Below are 15,203 nucleotides of genomic sequence, written 5' to 3'. Positions count from 1 at the left end.
GAAGTCGGCGGTGACCTGACCCCCGAAAACTAGGCCACTCCCGCTGCAACCTCTACGCTGTCAGTGGAGGTCGCATGAAGGTCAAGAAGTACTCCGAGGAGCAGATCATCGGGGCGCTGCAGGAGGCCGACGCCGGCGCGAAGGTTGAGGACGTTTGCCGGCGGCTCGGCACCACCAAGGTCACCTTCTACCGGGTCGAAGTTCTCGGGCCTGCAGGTGAGCGACGCGAAGCGGCTCCGCCAGCTCGAGGACGAGAACCGCCGCCTCAAGACGATGGTCGCGGACCAGGCGCTGGACATCCAGGCGCTGAAGGCGGTGGTCCGGAGAAAATGGTGAAGCCCACGGCATGGCGTCACGCCGTGGGCTTCCTGCAAACCGACTTCGAGATGAGCCTGCGCCGCGCCTGCCGGGTTCTCGGCGTCTGCCGAGCGACCGCGCAGTACCGGTCGCGCCGCAGCGATCCCGCTTCTCTCGTCGCAAAGCTCCGCGAGCTCGCGACCCAGCGGCCGCGCTGGGGCTACCGGCATCTCCACATCCTGCTCCGACGCGAGGGCGTCGAGGTGAACCACAAGCGGGTTTACCGCCTCTATCGCGGTGAAGGGCTTGCCGTCCGCCGTAAGCACCGCAAGCGGCTGCCCTCGTCGGCGCTGCGCACCGTCCTGCCGCCGCCGGCCGCGCCAAACGAGCGCTGGTCGATGGACTTCGTCTCGGACGCGCTGATGAACGGGACGAGGATCCGCGTCTTCAACGTCGTCGACGACTTCACGCGCGAGTGCCTCGCGACCGAGGTCGACACCTCGATCCCGGGGCTCCGGGCGACCCGGGTCCTCGAGCGGATCGCCGCGGCGCGGCCGCTGCCGAAGTACCTCATCTGCGACAACGGCCCGGAGTTCACCGGGTCAGCGTTCGACGCCTGGGCCCACCGCCGCGGCGTCCGCGTGCACTTCATCCGGCCAGGGAAGCCCGTCGAGAACGCCTACGCGGAGAGTTTCAACGGCAAGCTGCGCGACGAGTGCCTGAACGAGAACTGGTTCGTCACGATGGAGGACGCGAGGTCGAGGATCGAGTCGTGGCGGCTCGACTACAACCAGGTCCGGCCGCACTCCGGACTGGACAACCTCACGCCCGCAGAGTTGCTCTGCGTCACAACTCGGTTGCAGCAGGTGCGGCCTAGAGTAGGGGGTCAGGTCACCTGCAGCGGTCTCTAAGCGGATGATCAACCTTGGAGTTGTGTTCAAGGCATCGACTGTGGTCGCCGCGGTCGAAGCTGTTCTGGTGTCGAAGGGCGTCATAGTGCCCCAGAAGGCATTGCCAATATCAGCGGCACCCACGACGAATTGATTTCAGCCCAGGGTGTATACCGGCCTGCGCGGACCCGATCTGCTCTGCAGTATCGCTGAGCAGCTATGAGCTCACTGGGCTCGCCAACTCCGCCGAGTTCGAGAGGGCAGCATGAACCGTGAAGTCCGCGGCTGCGTTCAACTATCCGCGGACCGGACCGACCCCCCAACGTCTCGGATGTTGAAGGAACGCGATCGCACTATGCGCGTGCGGCTGTGGGTGCTGTGCGGTATCGTCACCCGACTACGGGTCGCGGAGGAATCGATGGAGCGTCGCCTTCAAGTGTTCGTGTCATCGACGTACCAAGACTTGCGACTTGAACGGCAAGCTGCGGTGGAAGCGATCCTCCGTGCGGGACACATCCCAGCCGGCATGGAACTCTTCGCGGCTGGCGACAAGTCGCAATGGGAAGTCATCAAGAAGTGGATCGATGACTCCGACGTTTTCATGCTGATACTCGGCGGGCGCTACGGATCCATCGAACCCGAAAGCGGGAAGAGCTACGTTCAGATGGAGTACGAATACGCCGTCGCCACGAAGAAGCCTTTCTTCGCAGTAGTAATCGCGGACACGACTCTGGAGCGCCGCTGGGCGAGCGGCGACGAGTCAGTCTGCGAGCGCCAACACGTCGCGGCTTACAAAGAATTTCGGCGGCTAGTGCTCAGCAAGATCTCGAGATTCTTTGAGGATCCGAAGGATATCCGCATCGCGATCTTCGAGACCTTGAATGATTTCACCCGGAATCGCGAGTTTCCCGGTGGGTGGGTATCAGCTGCCGAGGTTTCGCAACCGAAGCCTTTGATTGAGGAGATAGGCCGCCTCACCCGCGAGAACGGCATGATGCGTGCGGAGCGTGATGAGGCGGTGAAGAAGCTTGCGGCCGCGGAAGCTAAAGGTGGAGTTGTTGACGGCAAGACGGTTAGAGAGACCCTTCGCAACACTAAGATCGAGGTTCCGGCGGATGTGAACGGGGGCAAGCGAGAGACCCACAATCTGTTTGCCGTCTTCGTATCCGTCGCCCACTTGTTTGAGACAGGAAGCGTCTGTAACCCCTACGGAATTAGTGCTACCCAGAGGTTCCTCTTCTTCGAGGTCGCGCCGAAGCTCGCGCCGTTCGGGCTTGTCGAGCGTCGGAAGGCGACAGGCGGGAAGTACGACGAATTCGCTCTTACGCCTGCGGGGAGGGAGATGGCTGCTCTCGCGGCGGTCGTTCGTGCGAAGGTCCCCATGGGCGACGCCACGGCTAAGTCAGCAGCGTCGAAGTCTGAAGGTAGTCTCTCGGCCGAAAGGCCTGCCTCCGCAGCTTCTCCGGCCCCGGCTCGACGAGCGCCGCGGAAGCGGAAGTGACAGTGCGGTTATGCCGCTGGGTTGATCTAGGCTGTTCGCCGCGTCGAGCTTCCTCGGGGACTGTTTCCCGCACGCTCGCGTCGCGCCGCTTTGGGGATTCTAAGTTCGGTCGTGCAGCTGCTTCCAGCGGGCCCCCGCAACCAGTTCCGACGCCGGCCAGCCCAGAGCTGAGCCGGCGTCTTCTTTTGGGGCGACCCTTGCTCGACCTCGCCGCGCGCACCTCCGGCACCTGGATCAACGTCGCCGCGATCGCGGCCGGCGCCGGCGTGGGCGCCCGGCTCCGGGACCGGCTCGGGCGGACGCTGATGCAGGTGCTCGGGCTCGTGACGCTGCTCGTCGGGCTCGGGATGGCGCGCGGCCTGGACGGCGCCCCCGCCGGTCCGATGCCCGGGATCATCCTCGCGCTGGTGAGCCTCGCGCTCGGCGCGGTCGTCGGCGAGCTGCTCGGCATCGAGGAGCGGCTCACCGCCATCGGCGAGGCGGCGCGGCGCAAGGTGGGCGGCGGAGGCCGCTTCACCGAGGGCTTCGTCACCGCGTCGCTGCTCTTCTGCATCGGACCGATGGCGATCGTCGGCTCGATCCAGAACGGCTTGACGCTCGACGCGCAGACGCTGGTGCTGAAGTCGTCGCTCGACGGGATCGCCGCGGTCGCGCTCGCCGGTGTCTACGGGGTCGGCGTGGGGCTCTCCGCGCTCCCGATCCTCCTCCTCCAGGGCGGCGGCCGCGTTCGCGCGGGTGCTGCCGGATCCCGCGACGGATCCGCGCGTGCTCGCGGTCGGGGGCGCCTGCGGGCTGCTCGTCGCGGGCATCGGCGTGAACCTGCTTGCTCGCCGGGGTGGGGATGGAGGACCGCCGCGTCCGCGTCGGCTCGATGCTGCCGGCGCTGGCGATCGCGCCGTTGCTGGTGGTGCTCGCGGGGTGGTGAGGCGCGTCGGCGCGGAACCGGAGCGTCGTGCGGCGCGATTCTGGCGCACCCTGCCTGGGCAAGAACGGGTAGGGTAATTGCTCAGAGAGATTTCCGTCGTGACGGAACTTCTGAGTCGGCTTCGCCTGGCGTCCGGCATCCCTCGTGGCATGCTGGTCTTCTTGGCGTGGCTCGTCGGCCTCGGCGTCGTCGGCATCGTCGGAGCATTTCGGCTGCGCCGCCGCGCATGGCGCGTCGCGGCCGCCGCTCTGGCGGTGCTTGCGGGCGGACGACTCGCGCTGGGCATCGCGTCGGAGTTGCTCCTGGACGAGGGCCTCAACCCGGTGGTGCGGCCGGCACAGCTTGTTGGCTCGTGGAGGGATGGTGCGCAGACGCTGGCCCTCCACCCCGACCAGACGTTCCAAACGAGGGGGCCGACGACGAGGACGGGCGCGTGGGAACTTCGCGACCAGGAGCTTTCGCTCGACGGGATGAAGGTGGGCTTGATCCGGTTCGGCAGACAGCTTGACTACGCCGCTTGCTGCCTCTGCTGAACCGCCCGCTCGAACGCGGCCGGGCTGACGTCGTCACCCCAGCAACGGGCCCACCCGGAGTTCACCGAGAAGCGCCTGCGGCGTCACGCCCGCGATCGCGCGGAAGTCGGCGATGAGGTGCGCCTGATCGTAGTAGCCGGACGCGGCGGCGATGCCCGCCCAGCTCGCGTGACGCTCCGCGCGCGCGGCGCCGAGCGCGCGATGGAAGCGCACGAGCCTGGCGAACGCCTTGGGGTTCACGCCGACGTGCTCGCGGAACACGCGACGGAGGTGTCGCTCGCTCACGCCGAGATCGGCGGCGACGGCGTTCACCTTCCTGCGCAGGAGCCGATCCGCGGCGTCGAGGGCGAGCTGCGCGCCGGGGCGGCGTCCGCCGGCGATCGCGAGGCGTTCGATGATCACGCTCTCGAGCAACGCGGCCGCGTCGATCGCGTCGCGCGCGCCGGCGAGGCGATCCAGGAGACGCCGCGTCGCGGCGTCTCCCCAGAGATCCTCGAGCGCGACGATGCGCCCGGCGAGCGCGGAGGCAGGCACGCCGAGCACCGCCTCCGAAGCGCCCAGGTGAAGACGCGCCGTCACCGCCCGCTGCCCGCTGCGAATGAGCTTGCGGTGTACCTGCTGGCGGACGCCCATGGCGTGCACGTCGAGGCCACCCCGCGCCGACGGCCCGAAGCGCACCACGAGCTGGATCTCCGGACGCGGGATGGAGACGCCCGGCATGTCGTGGTCGCACTCGGCCACGAAGAATGTCGCCACGGCGGCCGCGGTCGGCACGGTCGGCACGATGCGAGCGTGGGTGAGGGCCGGCGTCTGCACGAGCAGATGGTTAGTGCGCACACCACCGCCCCGCAAGCGTCGTCCGCGTGTCCGTTTCTTCCAAGGCGCGACGATCGCGGAGGGCTAGGCTCGGCTCATGAAGATCCTCGTCACCGGAGCGACCGGAAAGGTCGGTAGCCGACTCGCGAAGCGACTCGTCCGGCGGGGCGATGGAGTCCGAGCGCTCGTGCGCGATCCGGCACGGGCCGCCGACCTGCGCGAGGTCGGCGTCGAGCTCGCCGCGGGCGACCTGCTCGACGTGGACTCGCTCGTGGCCGCCGTCGGCGGGGTGGACGCCGTGGTTCACTGTGCCGCGTTCTTCCGCGGCGCGACCCCCGAGCAAGCCCATGCGGTCAATGACCTCGGCACCCGGCACCTCGCGAGCGTCGCCCGTGCTGCGTCCGTGAAACGCTTCGTCTTCACGAGCACCGGCCTGGTCTACGGCTCGAATGGCGGCCGTCTCGCCCGCGAGGACGATTCCTGCGCACCGACCGCGGCCTACCCGGTGAGCAAGCTGGCCGCGGAGCGCTTCCTCCTCGGCATCGAAGGTCTCGACGTGCGCGTGCTCCGGCTCCCGTTCGTGTACGGCGACGGCGACCCGCACATCGAGGAGGCGATCCCTCTGATGCGCGGCTTCCCGCCCACGCAGCGCATGTCGATCGCCCACCACGTCGACGTCGCGCAGGCCGTCACCCGGCTGCTGGATGCCGCGTCGCCTGCGCACCGCATCTACAACGTGGTCGACGACGAGTCCCCCGCGCTCGCCACCCTGTTCGCGTCCGTGGGGGCGGCGCCACCAGACGGCTCGGACGCCGTGCGCGCGAGCGCCTTCGACGCGCTCCTCGACGGCAGCCGCATCCGCGAAGACCTCTCCTTCAAACCCAGGTTCCCCCGCCTCGCAGACGCGGTCGCGGCGGGCGCATGATGGCGCGACGACGGAGACGCGAAGGTGATGCTGAAGCCGCACATGGCCGGGCGCCGTTCGTCATGCCTCGGTCCTGTCGCAGGGGGCCGCAACCCGCGAAGGTCTTCCTTCGTCCTGCTTGACCAATGCCAATCGGCTCTTCACGATGAGCGCATGCGCTACCGGATTGCCGCTGTCGTGGCTTGCTTCGCTTGGGCGGTCGTCCCGGGCTTGCCTGCCCGCGCCGGTACCCAGGACCTCGCCGACCACTCCGCGAGCGAGCCCGCGACGCTGATGCTTGGAGGGCGCAGCAACTGGCTGACCCTCATCGAGCTCGCCGACGACGGCCTGACGACCAGGTCTGTGCAAGGGGTCTGGGACCCGGCAGCCCGTTCGTACCGCTTCGCCGTGAACGGCGAGGATCTGCTGGTGATCGATGGGATGGTCCAGACGAGCACGGCATGGACGACGAGCCATTCCGTATTGAGTCGTCTCGTGGTCAGGAAGGGAGACGCCTACTGGGACGGCAAGAAGGTGGATCTCGGACGCGTCACCGTCGAGCGCGTGTTCGAGGCCATCCCGTGGAAGGGGGGCGTCATGGCGACGGCCCGCACCTACCAGCGCAAGTCGTTCTTTGAACGTTGGCCGTTCAAGGGCGCGTTCATCGAAGCAGAAGAGATCGAGCCCTTCTGCCTCGTCTACTTCGACCCCACGACGCTCAAGGGCGAAGCCCGGTACTTGTTCGGCAAGCACACCGAGCCGTTCTTCGTCCTGCCCGATCCCGTCGGTGCGAGTCGGTGATTTGCGGCCTGAACCTGCTCAGAATCCCCCCTCCTCAACGCGAAGGTGCCCTACCATGACAAACGCCGACCGGACTTGGAACCGTGCTTGTCTGGGAGATGGAGGCGCACAGCGGGAGGGAGACGTGGCGCTTTCGGCCATGATCCGCTTCCACAGCCTCGCGATGAACGGCGGGGTCCTCCACGCGGCTGAATGCCTGACGGCTGCGGAGGTCGCTGCGGCGATCCGTGGCTACAGGTTCTACGGGTTCGATGGAATCGTGCCGATCATGGAGGCGGCTCAGAACGTGCCGGCCGACGTTGAGGCAGATGAGCTAGAGGGCCGACTGGACGCCGAGTATGTGGCAACGGTTTCCGACGGTGACACCGCTCTCGTGCGCCAGTTTCAACAGCATTTTGCCGCCCATCCCGAGCAGTACGCACCGCTGACGCACGGATAGCGCGGTTCAGGTGGCCGAGGTCTTGACCTGCCGGCGAGGCTTCGGAAGCGCCCCGCGCTCGGCGCTCCCTCGACCACCGCGTGGTTCGCCAGGTCAGCCGAAGGCCACCAGCAGCTGCACCAGCAGGAGCTTCGCGATGGTGGCGGCCGGGTAGACCGCGGCGTAGCCCTGGCTCGGGATCTCGTTGCCGGTCTGATCGAGCGCGTAGCCGAGCACCGCCGGCTGGGTCTGGATCCCCGCCACCATCCCGAGCGCGAGGCTCATCGGGACCTTCATGAGGCGGTGGGCCACGAAAAGCGCCGCGAGCGAGGTGGCGAACGTGATCGCGGCCCCGGCGGCGAAGAGCAGCAGCCCCTCCCGGCTCGCGAAGGTGGCGAGGAAGCCCACGCCGGCGCGCGTTCCGATGCCGGCGAGGAACAGGGTGAGGCCGAACTGCCGAGCGCCACGCTGGCGCTGAAGGGGAGGTGCCAGACCATCCCGCCGGTGCGCCCGATCGTCCCGAGCACGAGTGCCACCACCAGCGGCCCCCCGGCGAACCCGAGCGACACCCGTACCCCGCCCGGCAGCGGCAGCGGGAGGATGCCGAGGAGCAGGCCGAGCGCGAGCCCGAGGCCGAAGGTGAGGATGTCGACCTCGCTCGCCGCGCGGTAGGAGTCGCCGAAGTAGGCGGTGACGCCGGGGAGCTGCTTCACCGGGCCGAGCACCCGGACCCGGTCGCCCACCTCGAGGCGCAGGGCCGGGGCGGGGAGCAGGTCCACGTCGCCGCGCCGGACGCGGGTGATCACCGCGCCCATCCGGCGCGGCAGGTCGAGCTCCGCCACCGTCCGCCCGGCCACCTCGGGGCTCGACACGAAGATCCGCCGGAGGTCGAACTCGCTCCGGTCGGTGTCGATGGGCTCGTCGGCGACCATGCCGAGCCGCTCCACCACCCGCTCGAGCTCGGCGGGGGTGCCGACCACCGTGACGAGGTCGCCCGCCTCGAGCCGCACGTCCGGCGCGGCCAGCATGAGCCGATCGCCGCGCAGCAGCCGGCCGAAGATGACGTGCCAGCGGAGCCCGCGCACGAGCTCCTCCAGCGTGAGCGCGCCCATGTCCTCGGTGACGCGCACGGTGGTCGAGCCGAGCGGCTCGTTCGCGGCGCCCATCTCGGCCAGGCGTCGCGCCTCGCCGGCGAGGTCCGGCTTCCAGAGCCACCAGCCGGCGCGCACCGCCAGCACCACGCCCACCACGCCGAACGGATAGCAGATCGAGTAGGCCACCACCGGCTCGGCGAGTGCGTGCCCGGGGACCGTCTGCTTGAGCGTCTCCATGGCGGCAGCGAGGGCGGGGGTGCTGGTGGTGGCGCCCGCGAAGAGGCCGGCGGTGAGCGACGCGTCCAGGCCGAGCAGCCGGCGCGCGAGGTAGGAGAGCGCCACCGCCAGGGCGACGGCAAAGGCCGCGAGGCCGGTGTTGCGGATCCCGTCGCGCCGGAGCGAGGCCACGAACGCCCGGCCCGACGAGAGGCCGATGGCGTACACGAAGATCGCCAGGCCGAGCATGTAGACGATCTCGGGGAGCGCCAGCGAGGAGTCGAGGGCCCCCGCCGCGAGGCCCACGAAGAGCACCGACGCGACCCCGAGCCGGCTGCCTCGCAGCTTCACCTGGCCGAGCGGGTAGCCGAGCGCCGCCACCAGGAACAGGAGCAGGAGCGGGTTCTGCGCGAGGAGCCGGACGAGGGGATCGAGCATGGCGGACGCGGCGAGAGTGTACCCGGTCCTCGGCTCCCCGCTCACTCGATCGTCTTCCCGCCCTCCACGTCGACCCTGGCTGCTTCGTCGGGCGAGACGGTCCTCAGCCTCGCCAGGACCGAGGCGGCAGCGTCCGCCTTCCCCGCGGCGCGGTAGGCACGGATCAGGCTCGCCATGACCCAGGGCTGGTCGGGCCGCAACCGGAGGCCACGTCATAGGCGCCGATGGCCAGGTCGTACTGGCCGCGGGCGTGAGCTCCGTACGCCTTGGTTGCCCACCAGGTGGCGGACCACGGGCAGGCGACGCTGACGCCGAGCGCCAGCAGGAGCAGGACGATCGCTCCGGCCTTCGCCAGGCGGGGCCGCCTGCCCATCACCACGGCCTCCGCGACCAGCGCTCCGAACAGGAGCCCGCCGAGGTGAGCCCCGTTCGCTACCAGACGCGTCAGGACGATCCAGCAACCGACGAACCACGAGGCGAAGACGGCTCCGATGGTCGTCGTGAAGATCGATCTCAGCTCGGTGCGCCTGCCCCTCGCCAGCCAGCCGAAGGCGAACACGGCGAACGTCATTCCGGACGCGCCCACCCCGACCTCGTCGAAGATGGCCAGCTGGAAGGCCGAGCTCACGAACGCGGAGGTGAGCAGGAGCAGCGCCATCGCGAGCGGTCCGAAGGCGGCCTCGACCGCCCGCCCGAGCGTCCAGAGCCAGTAGACGTTCACCGCCAGGTGCCACAGGTGGTGATGGATGAACGCCGAGACGAGCAGGACCCATGCCGCGCCGGACCAGACCTGGAACGCGTCACCGCGGTAGCCCCACGACGCGAACGGCGCCTCGGCTGGCGTCGCGGAGACCACAGCGAAGAGCGCCACCATCGCGGCGCAGGCCGTGGCCGTGACCCAAGGCACCCGGCGCCTCGAGGCCGGACCCGTCTCAGCTGTCGGACTCGGGCGGCTCCCGGGGACCGGAGAGGTGGCTTCGGGCGCGCCGTCTTGTCTCATGCCGTCGGTCTCCCGGCCGGTCTCGCACCGATGAATGGCTTCCACGATGAGTATATCCGTACGCCGAAGCCAACGAACACTCCCGTGGCGATCCTCCGGCGCAACCGGTAGACCCCTTGCGCACGCGGCCGGGGCACGGCTCGCTGGAGCGGAGGGAACGATGATTCCGGATCGGCTGAAGGCGGCGCTGAAGGACGAGGGCTCGGCTGCGTTCGTGACGCAGGGGGCGGACGGCCCGCACCTCGTGGCGACGTGGAACAGCTACATCGACGTGCTCGACGGCGACACGCTGCTCTTCCCGGCCGGCGGCTATCGCAAGACCGAGGAGAACCTCCGCGGCGGAAGCCCGGTGCAGATGATCGTGGGGGGGCACGACCCGGCGGGCATCGGCTTCCGCCTGAGCGGCCGCGCCGCGCTCGAGGTGGACACGCCGAACCACCAGCGGGTCAGGCAGCGGTTCCCGTGGGCTCGCGCCGCCGTCGTCTTGCGGGTCGGCTCGGTCGAGCAGGTGCTCGGGAAATAGGCTCGACGCCGGCACGAAAGGCAGGCGTCCCGGCGAGGGCCCCATGCGGGCCCCGGAGCGCGAGGCCGACGATCCCGTTCGGTCCCTCTCCGGGCGAAGCGCCCCCCATTACAGATGTCGCCTCGAGCGGCGGCTCCCCCGCCGCTCCACGAGGTGCGCCATGGGTCGACGTTACGCGAGCATCCTGGAGACGATCGGAAACACGCCCGTAGTCCGGATCAACAGGCTCGCCCCACCGGACGTGAACCTGTTCGTCAAGGTGGAGGCCTTCAACCCGCTCGGCTCGGTGAAGGACCGGCTCGCCATCGCGGTGATCGAGGCGGCGGAGCGGTCGGGCGCCCTGAAGCCGGGCCAGACCGTCATCGAGGCGACCAGCGGCAACACCGGCATCGGCCTGGCCATGGTCTGCGCGGCCAAGGGCTATCCGCTGGTGCTCGTGATGGCCGAGTCGTTCAGCGTCGAGCGGCGCCGGCTGATGCGCTTCCTGGGCGCCAAGGTGGTGCTCACCCCGGCGGCGGAGCGCGCGGTGGGCATGATCCGCAAGACGGAGGCGCTGGCGGCCGCGCACGGCTGGTTCATGACGCGCCAGTTCGAGAACGAGGCCAACCCCGACTATCACTCGCGCACGACGGCGCAGGAGATCCTGGCCGACTTCGCGGGCGACCGGCTCGACTACTGGGTGACCGGCTACGGGACCGGCGGGACGCTCAAGGGCGTGGCCCGCGTGCTCCGCAAGGAACGGCCGGAGACGAAGATCGTGGTCTGCGAGCCGCAGGAGGCGCCGCTCCTGGGCAGCGGGACCGCGCAGGCACGGAATCCGGACGGCACCCCGGCTGCGCCGCACCCCAGCTTCAAGCCGCATCCGATGCAGGGCTGGACCCCGGACTTCATCCCGAAGCTGACCGGCGACGCGGTCGACCTGAAGCTCTTCGACCGCATCGTGACCGTCCCCGGGCCGGAGGCGATCCGCTGCGCCAAGGAGCTGGCCGCACGCGAGGGCATCTTCGTGGGCATCACCTCCGGCGGCACGCTGGCCGGCGCCCTCCAGGTCGCCGCGAGCGCGGAGCGGGGGGCCAACATCCTCTGCATGCTGCCGGACACGGGGGAGCGTTACCTCAGCACGCCGCTCTTCGCGGACGTGCCGGCAGAGATGACGGACGAGGAACAGGCCATCGCGCGCTCCGTGGCGGACGCGGCGCCGAAGGCCTGAGGGCGCACGGTCATGGCCATCGTGTCGCGGAGGGCGGCGGCGGCGGGTGGGGCGTTCGAGCCCGTCACGAGCTTCTACTTCAGCTCGCGGTACGGCGAACGGCGCGGCGATCCCACCATCGCCGACTTCACCTTCGGCAACCCGCACGAGATGCCGCTCGACGGGCTCGTCGCGGCCATCCGGGAAGCCGCGGTCCCCCGCGACGAGAACTGGTTCGCCTACAAGTCCAGCGAGGAGGCGCCGCAGACGTTCCTGGCCGAGGCCGTCGGCCAGGAGCTGGGCCTTCCGCTCGAGCCAGCCGACGTGGCCCTCACCGCCGGAGCCTTCGGCGCCATCTCGCTCGCGTTCCGCCTGCTGCTCGACGCCGGGGACGAGGCCATCTTCAACGCGCCGGCCTGGTTCTGCTACGAGCCGATGCTCCTGGCGGCCGACGCCGTGCCGCGGGCGGTGGCGCTCCGCGCGCCGCGCTTCGACCTCGACCTCGAGGCCATCGAGGCGGCCATCGGCCCGGACACCCGCCTCGTGATCGTGAACACGCCCCACAACCCCACCGGGCGGATCTACGCGCGTGAAGAGCTGGCGGGCCTGGCGGAGGTGCTGGAGCGCGCCTCGCGCCGGATCGGCCGCAGGATCTTCCTCCTGTCCGACGAGCCGTATCGACGCATCCGCTTCGACGGCCGCGGCTTCACGAGCCCGGCGGCCGTCTACCCCTGGACGCTCGTCTCGTACAGCTACGGGAAGGTCCTGCTGGCACCGGGACAGCGACTCGGCTACCTGGCCCTCTCGCCGCGGATGCCCGCCTCCGATCGCGAGCAGCTGCGCAAGGTCATGTTCGCGACGCAGATGGCGCTCGGGTGGTGCTTTCCGAACGCCGTCATGCAGTACGCCGTGCCGCAGCTGGAGCGCCTCACCATCGACGTGGCGGCGCTGGCTCGGCGGCGCGATGCGCTGAGCGAGGCGCTGGGCCGGGCCGGGCACGGCGTCCTCGCGCCCGAGGGCACCTTCTACCTGTGGGCGCGGTGGGCGGGTGACCCCGTCCGCCAGTGGAACGCCCTGGCCGACGACGGGATCTTCGTCATGCCGGGCGCGCTCATGAAGCAGCCCGACTACTTCCGGATCAGCCTGACCGCGTCGGACGCGATGGTGGCGCAGGCCCTTCCGTACCTGGCCCGGTCGGCCTGAAGACGGCGTGCGGCGCGCGCTTCCCTCCAGGGGGGAGCGCGCGCTCCCGTTGACCCGCGGTGCTCGCGCGCGACGTGTGCCACGGAGTGGTGCGCCCGGCGATCTCGACCCGAGTTGCCGCGTCCCCGCAAACGAGGCGCAGCGTGCGTTCATCGGTAGCGGGAGTCGCAGCTGCGCGGCCGCGCCGCCGAGTCAGCGTCATCGAGGCTCCCGTGTGGCCCAACCCGCCCGAGTTCTCGTTCATCGCCCGGGTGATCCTCCGCGGCGCCTGGGAGCGGACGGGAGGCAACACGTTCGCGTACACGGCGAAGGGCTGGATCCTCGACGGTGAGTCGATCGAAAAGGCCGCCCTCCCGACGATGGTCGGATACCGCGTCGTGGTGGAGCATCCGTAGCGGGCCGCGAACGCGGGCAACGGATGGTCCGGGCGTCGCCCGACCCGCCGCTGCATACGTTGTCGTCATGAGAGGAAGGAGCCGCCGTCCTGCCGGGGTGTTGCGCGGATGGCGCTCGTGAGCGCGACCAGACGGGTGGCGCGCCTGGGTCGCGTCTGGCTCCGTCGGACGCTCCCCGGAACCGCGGGATTCGAGAACAGCCGCCGTCTCTCGAAATGGCTCCTGCTCGGCACCACGATCGGCTGCGTGGCGGGTCTCGGCTCCGTGTTCTTCTACGGAGCCATCCAGGTCGCGACGCACGCGCTCCTGTCCGGCATTTCCGGATACCAGCCTCCAGGGCCGGCAGGCGAAGGCGCCGCCGTCGTCACCCCGATCGGGCATCGCCTGCTCCTGCCGCTCGTGACGGCCATCGGTGGGCTCGTCTCAGGGTTGATCGTGCTGTTCCTGGCGCCGGAGGCCGAAGGCCACGGCACCGACGCTGCGATAGAGGCGATCCACCGAAAAGGCGGCGAGATCCGGGCTCGAGTCGTCCCTGTGAAGCTGATCGCCTCGGCGATCACGATCGGCTCCGGCGGCTCCGCGGGACGGGAGGGACCGGCGGCGCACATCTCTGCGGGCTTTGCGTCGCTGCTCGGGCGGAAGGTGCTCTCCTCGCCGGAAGATCGGAGGATCGCGGTCGCGGCCGGAATCGGCGCGGGCATCGGCGCGATCTTTCGCGCTCCGCTCGGCGGGGCGGTGCTGGCCGCCGAGATCCTCTACCTGCATGACCTCGAGGTCGAGGCGATCATCCCATCGCTGATCGCGTCGATCGTCGGGTACACGATCTTCGGGGGATGGTTCGGCTTCGAGCCGATCTTCGGTCAGCACGCGTCGCTCTCGCTCGGCGCGCCCGTACAGCTCGTGTACTACGCGGTCCTCGGCGTCCTGTGCGGGGTGGGGGGGCTGCTCTACGCGCGAGCGTTCTACCGTGTCGCCGCCTGGTTCGACCGCTCCAGGCTCCCTCGCTGGACCAGGCCGGCGGTCGGTGGGCTCGCGGTGGGCCTCCTCGGCCTGGCGATGCCGCAGGTGATTCACACCGGATACGGCTGGGTCCAGGTCGTCATGACACGTGACGGGGTGCTGGCGTTCAGCCCGCTGCTGCTGGCCGCGATCGCGGCCGGCAAGATCGCGGCGACCTCGCTCAGCATCGGCTCCGGAGGCTCCGGGGGGATCTTCGGACCGGGGATGGTGATCGGCGGCTTCGTCGGCGCCCTGCTGTGGCGCGTCGCCTTCGGGCATGTCCCGGGCCTGCCGGCGGAGCCGGCTCCGTTCGTCATCATCGGGATGATGGCGCTCTTCGGTGGCATCGCTCACGCGCCGCTCGCCGTGATGCTGATGGTCGCGGAGATGACCGGAACCCTGTCGCTCCTGGCGCCCGCCATGATCGCGGTCGCCGCCTCGACGGCGATGGTGGGAGACGAGACGATCTACCGAGCTCAGCTCCGGGATCGCGCCAGCTCGCCGCTGCACCGGATCCGGTTCAGCCTCCCCATGCTCGCGGCGCTCCGGGTTCGTGATGCGATGGAGCCGATCAGCGTCTCGGCGGCGGAGAGCGACGCGGTACGTGACGTGCTGCATCGGTTGCAGGCGATGTCGAGCGCTGGCGCGCTGGTGCGCGACCGCGACGGACAGCCGATCGGCACGGTGACCCGTGACGCCCTCGAGCGCATGCCCGAGGCCGACGGGCAGTCACCGGTGTCGTTGGTCGTGTCGCCGGTGACGCTGCACCCGGACCAGACGCTCGAGGATGCGATGCAGGAGCTGGCGCAGGAGGGCGCGGGCGTTGCAGTCGTCATGCAACAGGATCGACCCGCCGGGATCGTGACGTCCCGTACGATCCTGCGCGCCTACCGCAGCGCGCGCGAGCGGCAGGATCCGCGCGGACCTCGGTGGCCTCCCGATCCAGGCTCGGCCCGCTGAGGCGCCTGGCGAGCACGCTCCGTCCGCTCCCCGTCCGCGCGAGCGGGCGCCGTCACGGAGGTCGAGGCTGCACGGAGCCTGGGGCATCCATACGCTTGAGC

At 69.8% G+C, this 15,203-nt stretch carries 12 protein-coding genes and 3 pseudogenes; 12 read left to right on the top strand and 3 right to left on the bottom strand.

From position 1 onward, the window contains the following. The first annotated feature begins 74 nt into the window (after positions 1-74). The 4 genes and pseudogenes from ACOQFB_RS13500 to ACOQFB_RS13485 all read left to right on the top strand — a co-directional run bounded on the left by ACOQFB_RS13500 (position 75) and on the right by ACOQFB_RS13485 (position 4,146). Positions 75-1,208 (top strand): annotated as a pseudogene (locus tag ACOQFB_RS13500) (IS3 family transposase). Positions 1,209-1,452: 244 nt separating this feature from the next. Beyond that, on the top strand, positions 1,453-2,688 hold the full coding sequence (locus ACOQFB_RS13495; protein ID WP_421610063.1) for a DUF4062 domain-containing protein: 1,236 nt from the start codon (positions 1,453-1,455) through the stop codon (positions 2,686-2,688). Next, positions 2,685-3,350, top strand: a pseudogene (locus ACOQFB_RS13490) (DUF554 family protein); the annotation flags it as partial. The gene ACOQFB_RS13495 and the pseudogene ACOQFB_RS13490, both read left to right, overlap by 4 nt. 361 nt (positions 3,351-3,711) lie before the next feature. Continuing rightward, entirely contained in the window at positions 3,712-4,146 is a 435-nt protein-coding gene (locus ACOQFB_RS13485) for a hypothetical protein (protein WP_421610098.1), read from the top strand. A gap of 33 nt (positions 4,147-4,179) precedes the next feature. On the opposite strand, the gene ACOQFB_RS13480 is transcribed toward ACOQFB_RS13485, so the two are convergent. Then, entirely contained in the window at positions 4,180-4,962 is a 783-nt protein-coding gene (locus tag ACOQFB_RS13480) for a helix-turn-helix domain-containing protein (RefSeq protein WP_421610062.1), read from the bottom strand. Between the two features lie 97 nt (positions 4,963-5,059). On the opposite strand from ACOQFB_RS13480, the gene ACOQFB_RS13475 reads away from it, so the two are divergent. The 3 genes from ACOQFB_RS13475 to ACOQFB_RS13465 all read left to right on the top strand — a co-directional run bounded on the left by ACOQFB_RS13475 (position 5,060) and on the right by ACOQFB_RS13465 (position 7,106). Then, positions 5,060-5,887, top strand: a complete 828-nt coding sequence (locus tag ACOQFB_RS13475; RefSeq protein WP_421610061.1) for an NAD-dependent epimerase/dehydratase family protein — start codon at positions 5,060-5,062, stop codon at positions 5,885-5,887. Between the two features lie 153 nt (positions 5,888-6,040). Next, positions 6,041-6,667, top strand: coding sequence for a hypothetical protein (locus ACOQFB_RS13470; protein WP_421610060.1), 627 nt, complete (start codon positions 6,041-6,043; stop codon positions 6,665-6,667). A 55-nt stretch (positions 6,668-6,722) separates the two neighbouring features. Beyond that, positions 6,723-7,106, top strand: coding sequence for a hypothetical protein (locus tag ACOQFB_RS13465; protein ID WP_421610059.1), 384 nt, complete (start codon positions 6,723-6,725; stop codon positions 7,104-7,106). Between the two features lie 93 nt (positions 7,107-7,199). On the opposite strand, the pseudogene ACOQFB_RS13460 reads toward ACOQFB_RS13465, so the two are convergent. Then, positions 7,200-8,833 (bottom strand): annotated as a pseudogene (locus ACOQFB_RS13460) (aspartate:alanine exchanger family transporter). Between the two features lie 163 nt (positions 8,834-8,996). Continuing rightward, positions 8,997-9,707 (bottom strand): rhomboid family intramembrane serine protease, encoded by a 711-nt coding sequence (locus ACOQFB_RS13455; protein ID WP_494492247.1) that lies wholly within the window; start codon positions 9,705-9,707, stop codon positions 8,997-8,999. A 286-nt stretch (positions 9,708-9,993) separates the two neighbouring features. Between ACOQFB_RS13455 and ACOQFB_RS13450 the strand changes: the two genes are divergently transcribed. The 5 genes from ACOQFB_RS13450 to ACOQFB_RS13430 all read left to right on the top strand — a co-directional run bounded on the left by ACOQFB_RS13450 (position 9,994) and on the right by ACOQFB_RS13430 (position 15,102). Next, positions 9,994-10,356, top strand: coding sequence for a pyridoxamine 5'-phosphate oxidase family protein (locus tag ACOQFB_RS13450; RefSeq protein WP_421610056.1), 363 nt, complete (start codon positions 9,994-9,996; stop codon positions 10,354-10,356). A 160-nt stretch (positions 10,357-10,516) separates the two neighbouring features. Beyond that, positions 10,517-11,566 (top strand): cysteine synthase A, encoded by a 1,050-nt coding sequence (gene cysK, locus ACOQFB_RS13445; protein WP_421610055.1) that lies wholly within the window; start codon positions 10,517-10,519, stop codon positions 11,564-11,566. 12 nt (positions 11,567-11,578) lie between these two features. After that, a complete protein-coding gene (locus ACOQFB_RS13440) occupies positions 11,579-12,748 on the top strand; it encodes an aminotransferase class I/II-fold pyridoxal phosphate-dependent enzyme (protein ID WP_421610054.1) in 1,170 nt (389 codons plus the stop codon). A 212-nt stretch (positions 12,749-12,960) separates the two neighbouring features. Further along, positions 12,961-13,143, top strand: a complete 183-nt coding sequence (locus tag ACOQFB_RS13435) for a hypothetical protein (RefSeq protein WP_421610053.1) — start codon at positions 12,961-12,963, stop codon at positions 13,141-13,143. A 108-nt stretch (positions 13,144-13,251) separates the two neighbouring features. Then, on the top strand, positions 13,252-15,102 hold the full coding sequence (locus ACOQFB_RS13430; RefSeq protein WP_421610052.1) for a chloride channel protein: 1,851 nt from the start codon (positions 13,252-13,254) through the stop codon (positions 15,100-15,102). The last annotated feature ends 101 nt before the right edge of the window (positions 15,103-15,203 follow it).

Source organism: Anaeromyxobacter sp. Red801 (assembly GCF_049201065.2).
Classification (GTDB): domain Bacteria; phylum Myxococcota; class Myxococcia; order Myxococcales; family Anaeromyxobacteraceae; genus Anaeromyxobacter.
This window is presented reverse-complemented; position numbering and strand designations above follow the sequence as displayed.

What these genes read in the sequence shown, in the direction of transcription:
- ACOQFB_RS13440 (WP_421610054.1), top strand. Translation starts at nt 11,579, where the DNA reads ATGGCCATCGTGTCGCGGAGGGCGGCGGCGGCGGGTGGGGCGTTCGAG.
- ACOQFB_RS13475 (WP_421610061.1), top strand. Translation starts at nt 5,060, where the DNA reads ATGAAGATCCTCGTCACCGGAGCGACCGGAAAGGTCGGTAGCCGACTC.
- cysK (WP_421610055.1), top strand. Translation starts at nt 10,517, where the DNA reads ATGGGTCGACGTTACGCGAGCATCCTGGAGACGATCGGAAACACGCCC.
- ACOQFB_RS13470 (WP_421610060.1), top strand. Translation starts at nt 6,041, where the DNA reads ATGCGCTACCGGATTGCCGCTGTCGTGGCTTGCTTCGCTTGGGCGGTC.
- ACOQFB_RS13455 (WP_494492247.1), bottom strand. Translation starts at nt 9,707, where the DNA reads ATGGTGGCGCTCTTCGCTGTGGTCTCCGCGACGCCAGCCGAGGCGCCG.
- ACOQFB_RS13495 (WP_421610063.1), top strand. Translation starts at nt 1,453, where the DNA reads ATGAACCGTGAAGTCCGCGGCTGCGTTCAACTATCCGCGGACCGGACC.
- ACOQFB_RS13450 (WP_421610056.1), top strand. Translation starts at nt 9,994, where the DNA reads ATGATTCCGGATCGGCTGAAGGCGGCGCTGAAGGACGAGGGCTCGGCT.
- ACOQFB_RS13465 (WP_421610059.1), top strand. Translation starts at nt 6,723, where the DNA reads ATGACAAACGCCGACCGGACTTGGAACCGTGCTTGTCTGGGAGATGGA.
- ACOQFB_RS13430 (WP_421610052.1), top strand. Translation starts at nt 13,252, where the DNA reads ATGGCGCTCGTGAGCGCGACCAGACGGGTGGCGCGCCTGGGTCGCGTC.